9 protein-coding genes and 3 pseudogenes are annotated in these 11,176 nt (G+C 70.4%); 4 read left to right on the top strand and 8 right to left on the bottom strand.

The features are described from left to right. Positions 1–794: 794 nt before the first annotated feature. A complete protein-coding gene (locus KPL59_RS34765; protein ID WP_226363321.1) occupies positions 795–1,058 on the bottom strand; it encodes a hypothetical protein in 264 nt (87 codons plus the stop codon). Between the two features lie 1,607 nt (positions 1,059–2,665). On the opposite strand from KPL59_RS34765, the pseudogene KPL59_RS34760 reads away from it, so the two are divergent. After that, a pseudogene (locus KPL59_RS34760) lies at positions 2,666–3,256 on the top strand (ArsR/SmtB family transcription factor); the annotation flags it as partial. A gap of 96 nt (positions 3,257–3,352) precedes the next feature. Then, positions 3,353–4,030 (top strand): SRPBCC domain-containing protein, encoded by a 678-nt coding sequence (locus KPL59_RS34755; RefSeq protein WP_226363323.1) that lies wholly within the window; start codon positions 3,353–3,355, stop codon positions 4,028–4,030. Between the two features lie 660 nt (positions 4,031–4,690). On the opposite strand, the pseudogene nadD reads toward KPL59_RS34755, so the two are convergent. Then, a pseudogene (gene nadD, locus KPL59_RS34750) lies at positions 4,691–5,264 on the bottom strand (nicotinate-nucleotide adenylyltransferase). A gap of 30 nt (positions 5,265–5,294) precedes the next feature. Beyond that, entirely contained in the window at positions 5,295–5,690 is a 396-nt protein-coding gene (locus tag KPL59_RS34745) for an alpha-ketoglutarate-dependent dioxygenase AlkB (RefSeq protein WP_226363320.1), read from the bottom strand. A gap of 789 nt (positions 5,691–6,479) precedes the next feature. Between KPL59_RS34745 and KPL59_RS34740 the strand changes: the two genes are divergently transcribed. Beyond that, entirely contained in the window at positions 6,480–6,623 is a 144-nt protein-coding gene (locus tag KPL59_RS34740; RefSeq protein ID WP_226363319.1) for a hypothetical protein, read from the top strand. A 77-nt stretch (positions 6,624–6,700) separates the two neighbouring features. Here KPL59_RS34740 and KPL59_RS34735 read toward each other — a convergent pair whose 3' ends face one another. From KPL59_RS34735 to KPL59_RS34725, 3 genes are all read right to left on the bottom strand, one after another. Next, complete coding sequence (locus KPL59_RS34735) at positions 6,701–6,862, bottom strand: hypothetical protein (protein WP_226363318.1); 162 nt, start codon at positions 6,860–6,862, stop codon at positions 6,701–6,703. Positions 6,863–7,152: 290 nt separating this feature from the next. Continuing rightward, positions 7,153–7,527, bottom strand: coding sequence for a hypothetical protein (locus KPL59_RS34730; RefSeq protein ID WP_226363317.1), 375 nt, complete (start codon positions 7,525–7,527; stop codon positions 7,153–7,155). 93 nt (positions 7,528–7,620) lie between these two features. After that, positions 7,621–7,785 (bottom strand): hypothetical protein, encoded by a 165-nt coding sequence (locus KPL59_RS34725; RefSeq protein ID WP_226363316.1) that lies wholly within the window; start codon positions 7,783–7,785, stop codon positions 7,621–7,623. Between the two features lie 1,100 nt (positions 7,786–8,885). On the opposite strand from KPL59_RS34725, the gene KPL59_RS34720 reads away from it, so the two are divergent. Further along, on the top strand, positions 8,886–9,365 hold the full coding sequence (locus KPL59_RS34720; RefSeq protein WP_226363315.1) for a hypothetical protein: 480 nt from the start codon (positions 8,886–8,888) through the stop codon (positions 9,363–9,365). Positions 9,366–9,382: 17 nt separating this feature from the next. Here the strand turns inward: KPL59_RS34720 and KPL59_RS34715 are convergent, their stop codons facing one another. Both KPL59_RS34715 and KPL59_RS38085 read right to left on the bottom strand, forming a co-directional pair. After that, positions 9,383–9,811 carry a TetR/AcrR family transcriptional regulator gene (locus KPL59_RS34715; RefSeq protein WP_374111715.1) on the bottom strand — a complete coding sequence of 143 codons (429 nt, stop codon included), beginning with the start codon at positions 9,809–9,811 and terminating at the stop codon, positions 9,383–9,385. Continuing rightward, positions 9,812–9,871, bottom strand: a pseudogene (locus KPL59_RS38085) (TetR family transcriptional regulator); the annotation flags it as partial. It abuts the gene before it with no gap. Between the last annotated feature and the right edge of the window lie 1,305 nt (positions 9,872–11,176).

Genomic DNA, 11,176 nt, shown 5'->3' with positions numbered 1-11,176 from the left:
CTTGGCCGCCGGTTCTGGGGTTGTTCTGGTCGGTGGTGATCACGTTGGCGTATCTGCGCGGAATCGTGCGCAGTGGGAGGTTGGCGGAAACCTATGGGGTGTCGCAGTCGACGGTTAGTCAGCGATCACGGGGGTGACACCGTTGCTGGCACAGGCGCTGCGGAGTGTCGTTCCGACGGCAGAGGAGCTTCGTGCCGATCGGCAGTACATCATCGATGGAACCTTGCTTCCCTGCTGGTCATGGGCCGCGGTGCCGGTCTGTGGTCGGGCAAGCATCGCACCACCGGCGTCGTCGTCCAGGTCGCAGCCACCCTGCGGGCAGCTGTCGTGGATCTCCGACCCGACCCAGGCTCCCGACACACGACCTATATTGCCTCGACCATCCGGCGCCCTCGACCACCTCGCCACATACCCCCCGATCGGCGATAAAGGATACATCGGGCGCGGCATGCTCACCCCGTTCAAAAAAACACACCCGGCCGGGAACTTCTCGACTGGCAAAAAACATTCAACAAGAGCCTCAACCACACACGCGCCACCACCGTCGAACGAGTCATCGCCCATATCAAAACGTGGAAATTTCTCCACACAGACTACCGGCGGCCTACGCCACATTTAAACGACAATCTCGGCAGTCATCGGACTCATCTTCTACACACTTACCTGACGGAGCCTGAATAAGCCTCAAGGTGACCGTATCAGGTACGAAAAAGTGCTGGTGCCGCTTCAATATGACAGCCTTGCACCCATGGCACCAACGACCGACCCACACCATGCACACCTTCGTCGACTGATCAGAAGCTGGTTGCGTGCTCATCGATGAGCTGCCGATAGCGATGGAACGCCGGCTTGGGCGAGTAGTCCGATGTCATCAGGCCGAACCCGCCGAAGAGCGATCCGTCGTCCGATGCGTCCCGCAGGCTGAAATGCATGTAGGACGTGACGCCAGAACCAGGCTGCAGAGCACTGACGAACATGGCGTTGAGCATGGCGCTCTGACGCTCGACGTCCCTGCTCGGGCCCGTCGGGCATCCGTGCTCCGTGAGATGCAGCGGCATGTCACCGAGACCGGCAGGGTGAGTGAATCCGTGCGATGCGAGGAGAGGAGCCAGGTGCAGACCGCGGCCGGGTCAGTGCCAGGGGATAGCGGCGCGAACACGTCGGGGAAGCGTCGAGTCCTACGTAGTCGAGATGCCCGGCGACATCCGGACGAACGCTGTCGAGCAGTCGTCGATAGAAGTGCGGATCCGCGATGAGCTGGGTGGTGTTGGTCCCGACCAGCACATCGGGACAGGAACGGCGAGCCGAGTTTCTTGGCCACGAGGATCGCGGACGCCACTGCTTCCAGGACCCGGGGGTACGCGCCGTCCAGGACCGGATTGTCCGTGACGTTCGCCTCCTCTCCGATCTGCACGGCGCCGAGGACCGGACCGTACTCCGCGATCATGCGCGCCACGAAGGCACATAACCCGGCGATGTCGCCGGACGCCGACTGATATTGCAGAACGAGGTCGAGCCGGGTGTTCTCGTCCACGTACCGGCCGGGCGCCCGCGGATGCTGGATGTGCACGTCACCCGCTGCACGGTCGTCAGTGAACTGCGCGTAAGCCCGCAGGTGGAACGGCTTCGATCCACGCAAACAGGCGAGCGCCGAGTCGATCGACCGAGGTTCGTCGGGGATCGAGCCGATGATCTCGCCGTCTCCGCCGACCGGACCGCCGGGGTAGATGCCACACCGCATGGAGCCACAGTAGTCTATTTAGACTACACTCGTCCCGTGCCTGCGTCGATGCTCGACAACCCGACCATCACCTCACTGCTGGGCCTTCTCGTCGAGCGGCCGCTCCACCTCTACGCCGTGTCCCAGGAACTGCCGCGACGGCTCGACGCCTCGGGTCTCTCGGTCGGCCGGGGGTCCGTCCGCAACCTGCTCGTCAGACTCGGCGACATCGGCTGGGTCGAGCTCGGCGGACCTGACTCGATCGACGACGTCGCCACCTACCGGATCACCGAGGAAGGACTCGCCGAGCTACGGAACCGCGTCCGCTCCCAGGTTCAGGACACGTCTCCGGATCACGACCACTTCGTCCAGGCAGTTGCCTACATCGGCCTGTTCGACACACAGGAGGCCTGCCTCCTCCTCCGCCGGCGACGCGAGCGACTCACGACACGGCTCACCGACGTCACACGCGAGCACCCGAGCACTCGACTCGGGTCAACCGTGGACGCACCTCGCCGAGGTCGACTACGCGCTTTCACAGACCGCAGCAGCCATAGCGTGGCTGGACCGCACGATCGACCGCCTCCAGCGTTGAGCGATCTTGTACCGGATCTCCGACCACCCGAAACATCGTCGATCCGACCTCTGACCTGCAAACTCAGTGGTGGTGGCCGGCCGTCGTTGGGCGTCGCTGACCGCGCTGGTTTGTACCGGATTTGTACCGGGCTGTTGTATGCCGCCACCACGTTTCCTGAGCGCTGGTCAGCGCGAGCCCCCCGACCAGCCGCAGGCGACAGTCTGAGCCTGGACGTTCACAACGATCGTCTCGTCTCGCCAGTAAGCGTAGGCATCGCCCGAGTACCGCGCGGTCCGATAGCGCCCTCGCTCGCGAGGCCCACCGTTGACAATAATATTTGTCAACGGCCAGGATGGGGGCATGCCGAAGTGAGCACCATCGAGGACCCAGCCGCTGCGGAGGCATCGCTGGACCCCTTGCGGCGTCAGATCCTTGCGGACCTGATCGAGCCGCCGGGTCGGCTTCCACCATCGCCGCCCGGCTCGGCATCCCCCGGCAGAAGGTGAACTACCACCTGAGAGTCCTTGAGCAGCATGGCCTGGTCGAACTCGTCGAGGAGCGGGCCGAGCGCCGAGGCACTTCACCGAGCGGATACTGCAGGCTACGTCCGCCTCCTACGTGATCTCCCCCGGAGCGCTCGGGCGGCTCCAGCCCGACCCGAGCCGCGCCCCGGACCAGCTTTCGGCGCGCTGGCTGCTCGCCCTGGCATCCCGACTCGTGCGCGACGTCGGCACGTTGCTCGCAGGGCGCAGCGGGCGCGTAAAGCCGGTGGCGACCTTCGCGATCGACGGCCAGATCCGCTTCGCCTCCGCGGCGGGGACCGGGCCGCCTTCACTGAAGAGCTCGCCGCCGTCGTCACCGAGCTGGTGGCCAGGCATCACACCGGCCAGGAACCAGGAACGGCCGGAACAGGCAAGCTCAACCGCCTGGTCATTGCCCTGCACCCCGCCGTCCCCGATACCGCAACGGCGACCTCCGCTGACCTCATCAACCGCCCGCCGAAGCACTCTCTGACCCACCAGAGCCCGCCGGCACCACCGCTAAGGAGCACCAACATGTCCAAGAACTTCGAGATCCGCAAGGCCGTCGTCCTTGAAGCCACCCCCGAGCAGGTGTGGCGAGCGATCGCCACCCCGGAGGGCCAGGCCGCCTGGTCCCCGGATCCCTACCAGGCGATGGACGAGATGGGAGTCGAGGCCACTGAGAACGAGCGTCTGATCGTACGCACTCCGGAGGCCGAGAACGGCGCCTTCCATGCGTTCGAATATCTCGTTGCAGCCGACGACGACAGCACCACTTCACTCACCTTCGTCCACAGCGGCTACCTCGGCGACGACTGGGAGGCCGAGTTCGACTTCGGCGAGATGACCGGCTACGGCTGGGACATGTACCTACACACCCTGGCCGAGTACCTGAAGCACTTCGCCGGACGGCCCGCCAACTTCGTCACCACCCAGGGGCCGCCCTCCTCTGCGACGCCGAACTCGTGGGCAACCCTCGAGAAAGCCCTCGGCGTCGAGGGGCCGTTCGAACAGGGGCAGCAACTGCGCCTCACCCCGCAGGGTCTGCCCGCGCTTGAGGGGGTGGTCGACTTCGCCTACCCCCGCGTTCGTCAACTTCCTCGCACTGCGCACAGACGACGGCCTGTACCGCTTCCACGACAACTCGGCGATGGGCATGCCCCAGGCCGTGGGCCACTACATCTACGCCGACATCGACCGTCAGGCCACTGAGCAGGCCTGGTCGAACTGGCTCGCGCGCGTGTTCGCCTGACCGTCTCCCGCCGTCGTCCGCACGGAAGGCGAGTCCGACTCGACCTGCTTTCAGACGTTCAGCCGGAACGAATCAGCGCGATCCGCGGACCTGCGGCGTTCTCGATCTAGCATGCCCCGACCAGCGTGAACCTGCTCGAACGACTGTCGCTGTCTATCGCCGTTGGTGGACGCGCTGACGAACAGCTACCTCGCTGCGCGAACGCTCGGCAGACTGCCCCAATGTCGTCCGCTCCCCCACCGATCGCGGCCGTCATCGACGCGCTGGTCGACAGTCCGGTCCACCCCGAGGACGTCCGCGCTCTGGCGCCATCTGCTCCGGGGCTCTACGCCTGGTGGATGCCTCCTGCCATCCTGCCTGCTCTGCCGGGTCTTCCCCACCCCGTAGTGTCGGGCCTGAGGCTGCTCTACGTCGGCCTCGCGACGAAGCTCCGCGCGCGGCTCGCCTCAGCTCGCCGATGATCACCCTGAACACCTACGCGCACGAGTGGCCGGACGCCCTGGACCGCACCCGGACGCTCGTCGACACCGCGCTCGGTGCGGGTCTGCGCTGACCATCCGAGTCAGGTGATCTTGTACCGGATTTGTACCCGCGGGGGTACCCGTCAGAGAAACCGCAGGTCAGACGTCCGGATTCAGGTACAGACTGCGCTTGGAGATGTACTGCACCACCCCATCCGGAACGAGATACCAGACCGGCCGCCCCGAGGCCACCCGGTCCCGGCACTCGCTGGACGAGATCGCCATCGCCGGCACCTCCACCGTCGTCACCGACCCTCGGGCAGGTGCCCGTCGGCCAGCTCGTACCCGGGCCGGGTCACGCCGACGAAGTGCGCGTAGCGGAACAGCTCGTCGACCTTGTGCCAGGACAGGATCTGCTGCAGCGCGTCGGCGGCGGTGATGAAGAACAGCTGCGCGTCGGGCATGGCGTCGTGTGCAGGTCGGCGAGGGTGTCCGCGGTGTAGGTGGGACCGTCGCGGTCGACGTCGACGCGGCTGACCGAGAACCGCGGGTTCGACGCCGTCGCGATGACCGTCATCAGGTAGCGGTCCTCGGCGGGCGAGACGTCGCGGGCGCTCTTCTGCCACGGCCTCCCGGTCGGTACGAAGATCACTTCGTCGAGGGCGAAGCGGTCCGCCACCTCACTGGCGGCGACGAGGTGGCCGTGGTGGACGGGGTCGAACGTCCCGCCCATCACGCCGATCTTGCGCTGCATCGACGCAGACTATGTCGGCCCACCGCCCGCCGGCATCCCCGGATACAGGTGCCGGAACTGGACGCTGATGCGCGGCCCGCTGCGCGCCACCTTCGGCACGCTGTGCTGCCAGGTCCGCTGGCACGTCCCGCCCATGACCAACAGGTCCCCCGAGGCGAGCGGGAACGACACCGAGGCGCCGCCGCCGGTCGGGCGCAGCCGCAGCGGCCGCGTCGCGCCGAGGGCGACCAGTGCGACGACGGCGTCGGGCCGCTCACGGGCGACCCGGTCGCCGTGCCAGGCCACGCCGTCGGCGCCGTCGCGGTAGAGGTTCACGCCGATCTGGGTGAAGGCGTGGCCGTAGCGCTGCCCCAGCGTGCAGCCCATGTCGCGCAGCCGGCGGGGCACCGTGTCGTCGGGCAGCACCAGCGGTGAGTGAGGCGCGGTTCGTCGACCACGCGGTCGTACATGCGCGGCGGTGACCGCGGAACGGCACGGTCGCGCGCAGCAGCGTGAACAGCTCGTCCGGGTCGGGGACCCAGCCGACCGCGACGTCGACCCACGCTCCGTCGGCGAGCTCGTGCCGGTACGCCGGGGCCGCGCTCCCGGCGGTGAAGAGCGAAGCCTGCCCGCCGACGTCCACCTCGGGAACGCTACGCCGGATCGAACGAAAGTTCGAGTGGCGGCTCTGCGACGATCTTCGTCATGTCCTCGCGTGCCGACGGTGCCGTGCTGTCCTACCTGGGTCTGCGGCGCGCCGTCGGCGTGATCGGGATCCTGCTCCCGTTCGTACTGGTGGGGGGCGACCTGGCCCTCGCGGCGACGGACTGCGGGACTCGATCAGCCGCTACTACTACTCGCCGATGCGCGACGTGTTCGTCGGCTCGCTGTGCGCAGTCGGCGTCTTCTCTCTACTGCTACCGCTACGACCGCCGGACAACCGGCTCGCCAACGTCACCGGGACGGCGGCCATCGCCGTCGCCCTGCTGCCCACCCGCCCGACGGCGCGGCGACGACGGCGGCGACCGTCGTCGGGTACCTGCACCTGGCCGCGGCGACGGTGTTCTTCGCGGGCCTGGCCTGGTTCTGCCTGGCCCTGTTCACCCGCGGGGAGTCCGGAACCCCGGGCAAGGCCGCACGCAACGTCGTCTACCGGGTCCTGCGGCGCGACGATCGTGGCCTGCCTCGTGCTGGGCCGCACTGGACGCGGCGCTGGTGCCCGACGCCGTCGCCGAGCGGTTCCACACCCTGTTCTGGCTGGAGGCCGTCGCGATCCTGGCGTTCGGTGTCGCGTGGTTCGTCAAGGGCGACACGATCCTCAGGGACCAGCCGACGGAGGACCCGGCGCCGGTGATCTGACCGCCTCCGCAACGACGGACGGGCCGGTCCGGACACCCCTCGGGGTCCGGACCGGCCCGTCACGGGGCCGGGTTCGGTCAGCCGACCGGCAGCGACGGAAGCGACGGGAGCTCGCCACCGGTGGCACCGGTGACCAGGTCGACGACGCTGTCCAGCGGGGCCGGCAGCGCGAGGTCGTGCTTCTTGTCCTCGTGCTTCTTTGTGGTCCCACTTCTTCTGGTGACCCTTGTCCTTGTCACCCTCGTGCTTCGAGTGACCCTTGTCCTTGCCACCCTCGTCGTAGCCGGTGCCGCCGGCGAAGGCCGCGGCGGGCGCCGCGACGGCCAGGGGGAGCAGCGCTGCACCGACGAGCGCACCGCGAACGGACTTCCGCATCTCACAACCTCCATGGTTGATCGTTGGACCGTCGCACACGGTCTCGGCTGCTCTACGAGGACGGACGGGCCCCGCAACGGCCGTTCACCCGTTAGCGTCACCAGCACGAATAACCGATAGTCAGGTGTCGACTACGGCAGCCGGGGGATCCGGCTCAGCTGCGCGAGCGGGCGGCCGCCTCGGCCAGGATCGGCAGGTAGGCGTCGAGCACCCAGGGGATCGACAGGACCGACGGCGCCGAGCTCGCCACCACCCGGTCGGCGCCGACGACCGGGGCGAACCCGCCGCGGGCCATCGCCGGCAGCAGCTGGACGCCGGGCGCGGTGCGGAACGCCTGTTCCTCGGCCTGTGTCGCGAAGAAGCCGATGACCAGGTCGGACTCGACGCGCGAGAGCAACTCGCCGCTCACGGTGTAGTAGACCTCCCCGCCGCCCGGGGCGTTCTGCTCGACGTAGGGCGCCAGGGTGAGCCCCAGGTCGGTGACCAGCTTGGACGCGAACGTCGCCCGCCCGGAACACCCCGAGCGCACCGGCGTCCATCCCTCCGGTGTAGACGAACGTGGCTCCCGCCAGCTGCGGGTACCGCTGCGCCGCGGTGCGTAGCCGCTGCCCGGTGGAGTCGATCAGCTGCTGGGCCCGTGCCGGATCCCCGAACACACCTGACCGGCGATGCGGGTCTGGTCCCGCCAGCCGGTGGAGTACGGGGCGTCGGGATAGGCGACGGTCGGGGCGATCGCCGACAGCTGGTCGTACTCCGCCCGGCTCAGCCCGGAGTACGTGGCCAGCACCAGGTCCGGGGGGCCGCGGCGACCTGCTCGATCGGCGTCGCCGACAGGTCGTCGGAGCCAATGACCTGCGGGAACGGGCCGCCGTGCGCGGTGATCGCGTCGCGCGCACCCAGGGCAGCACGCCCTCGGCGTCGCCTCCGTAGACGGTGCGCGGGATCGCCACCGGCAGGACGCCCATCGCCAGCGCGACGTCGGTGTTCGCCGCGCTCACGTGACCACGCGCTGCGGCCGGTCCGGGAACGACCGTTTCCCCCCAGTGCGTGCCGCACCGTCACCCCGGGTAGCCCTCCGCGACCGCGCCCCCCGCCCCCCGCCCGTCCTGCGGCCGGGCGCCGCACCCGGCGAGGACGAGCAGGCCGGCGGCGCCGGCGAGAACGCCACGACGGCTCACGGAACGGGCGGACAGGGGTGCTGCAGCGACGCGGCACGGCGAACCTCCTCAGATCAAAAGGCAAGCCTAACCTGACCACCCGCGACGCCGAGCCCTACCGAGTCCCGATCCTGCGACACGGGATACGGCTTGCGACACGGGTTCGGACCCCGTGCCGGAAGCCGGATCCCGTGTGGGACGGGCTCGGGTCGGCGGTCGTTCTGGTCGCTCGGCGCGCCGAGGGCCGCATCCGCCGCGTGGGACGGGCGCCCCGCCGGAGGGTCCGAACCCGCGGGTAACGTCGCGGCCATGCGTGCTCCGGACACCGGCGACCGGGCCGACCGCGACGCCGGCCCCCGCTCCCCCCCCGCGCCCGGTCCCCCGGCCCCTCCGCCGCGCATCGGCGGACAGGGGCGCGTACGAGCCCGCGTCCCCGCCGCCCGTGCGGCCACCGGGGACACCCGGCCCGGTGGCGGCCCCGCCCGCCCCACCGGGCACCCGAGGTCCGCACCGACGACCGGGCCGACAACGACCAGGCCGAGAACGTCAGGGCGACGACCGGGCCGACGGCCTACGTGACGGGCAGCCGGCCGCAGCCACCGCCGTCGTACCCGGCCGGCCGTGGCCGACACTGTGCGGCCGCCGTCGCTGCGGGCCGTCATCCTCGGCCGGGTCGCAGCGGGGGTCGCGGCGGTGTGGTTCGGCGTCGTCCTACTCGATCACCACCGACGTGCACGCCCGGGCCGACCACCTGCTGGCCGCGATCGTCGTCGGCGGGCTGCTCAGCCTGCTCGGTGTGTGTGCTGCTGTGGCTGTCGGCGTCGGGCGGATCCCGGTGCGGGTCGCCCCGGCCCGCGGGGCCGGACATGGGGCTGGTGCGCGACCGTGCCGCGGCACGGAAGGTGCTGCGATCCGGGGCACGCCGGACGGCGAGCAGCGCAGGCTGATCGCCGTCGACGTGCTCGCCGACGCCCGCCTCCCGCAGGTCACGGGCGTGGTGGTTCGCGCTGCTCGGCCCGCTGGTGAGGCCGCGGTCACGCTCGGGGCCGCTCGGCTGGGCGGGGCCGCTGACCGCCGGGCTGATCGTGTGGTGCTGGCCCTGCTGGGGTGGCGGACGTGGACGGCGCACGCGCTGCACCGGCTCGCCGACCGCAGGCACACCGTCCCGCGCTACGAGGAGTCCGGCGCCCCCTGGCGCCCCTGGCCCTGACCCGCCCGGGGAGCGCGCTACAGGCCCGCGGCGACGAAGGACAGCTCGGCCTCCATGTCGGTGCGGTCGTCGGCGCCGTGCCGGTCGAGGGCGTAGCGGTGTCCGATCGCCGCGGCCAGCAGCCGCGCGGCGGCGCGGATCCGGTCCGGCGCCCCGCCGCCGGCGGCGAGGACCTCGTGCACCGCGTCCTCCAGCTCACCGGCGCGGCGCAGCAGCGCGTCGCGGACGACGGGATGGGTGTCGGCCTCGCGCCACAGCAGGTGGGACAGGACCGAGGACGCGTCGAGCGCCCGGTCCAGCGCGGCGACCAACGCCCGCAGCCCGGCGAGTGCGTCCCCGGCGACGGCGACGTCCGCCCCGCGCACCGGGTGCGGGAGCCGCTCGACGAGCGCCTCGAGAAGGTCGGGCTTGCGGCGGAAGTAGTAGTGCACCAGGCCCTTCGGCACTCCGGCGCGCTCGGCGATCCGCGAGGTGGGCGTCGCGTCGAACCCGTGCCGGGCGAACAGCCCCTCGGCAGCGTCGAGGATGCGGTCCCGGGCGGGTGCGTCCGGGTCGGAGCTCGTGGTCCACGGTGCGATCCTCCCCCGGACGCGGCGGGGGCCGCGACCCCTGCGGGTCGCGGCCCCTCACCTGGTCGTCCGGCCGTCGGACGGTCGGTTCTGTCGGATCGATCGCCCTGTCGGCCCTGTCGGTGCGGTCAGTGCGCGGCGAGCGTGCGGTGCTCGGCGTTCACCGCGGGCAGCGCCGAGGCGCCACGACACGACCACCCGCGAGGACACCCACGCCACCCCAGGACGTCCACGACGCCCCGGCAGCGCGCTGTAGCCCATCACCCAGGGGGCAGAGGAACAGCAGCACGCCGAGTACACCGTGCACCCACTCCGCTCGCCACCGAGCCGGGCACCGCGAGCGACCAGAGCGACGTGGCGGCGAGCACCACGCCAGTACGACCATCGTCCCCGCAGCGGCGGCGTTCGTCGTCGTCACGAGAGGCGAGAGGGCCGTCAGTACACCGATCACGAGAGGCTGCCCAGTCCTGCCAGCGCTGCCAGGTACGACCAGTGGTCCCAGCCATCGTCATCACCTTCTCTTGTGAGGTCCCTGTGGGGATACCTCCGGTCTACTCTTGATTGGCCGCCGGTCAAGACCCGACGAACGGTGGCGCAAGTGACGTGCAAGTCCCCGGCCAGCGGGTGGGCGCACGGTCTGCGTGTCGAGAGACCGACCGTCCCGAACCCGTAGGAGACCCCCGGTGACCACCGCCCGCGACAACCCGTACCGCCGACCTCTCGGCATCACCCTCGCCCACCGCGTCATGCGCGCCCGACCTGCACCGCCTCACCGACGCCGCCCGCGCGATCGCCGACGGCGCGTCCTGCCCGGACCGGCGCGCCCGCGCTCTTGCAAGACTGGCTGCACACCTGGAGCCGAGAGATCCACGGCCACCACACCGCCGAGGACGAGATCGCCTGGCCGGTGATCGCCCGGCACGCGGGGACACGCCGTCGACCTGGCCGAGCTCAGCGACGACCACGGCCGCCTCGACCCGCTGCTGGCCGCCGTGCGCGAGGCGGGGCGTCCGGGAGTCGTCGCCGCGGCGAGGGACCCGGCCGGGCGGGGGCGGCGACGCTGCTCGCGGACCGGCTGGCCGTGGTCCGCGACGAGATCGACGAGCACCTCGACGCCGAGGAGCGCGACCTGTTCCCGGTGATCGAACGCCACGTGCCCCCGCCGACTGGGACGCGGTCGTCGCGCAGGTGCAGAAGTCCGGGCCGGGCCTGCGGTTCATGCTGCCGCGGATCGCCGCGGTG

Origin of the sequence: Pseudonocardia sp. ICBG1142, from assembly GCF_020496255.1 — a bacterium.
Taxonomy (GTDB): domain Bacteria; phylum Actinomycetota; class Actinomycetes; order Mycobacteriales; family Pseudonocardiaceae; genus Pseudonocardia.
Note: the sequence above shows the minus strand (reverse complement) of the source record. Positions and strands in the feature narration are given on the sequence as shown.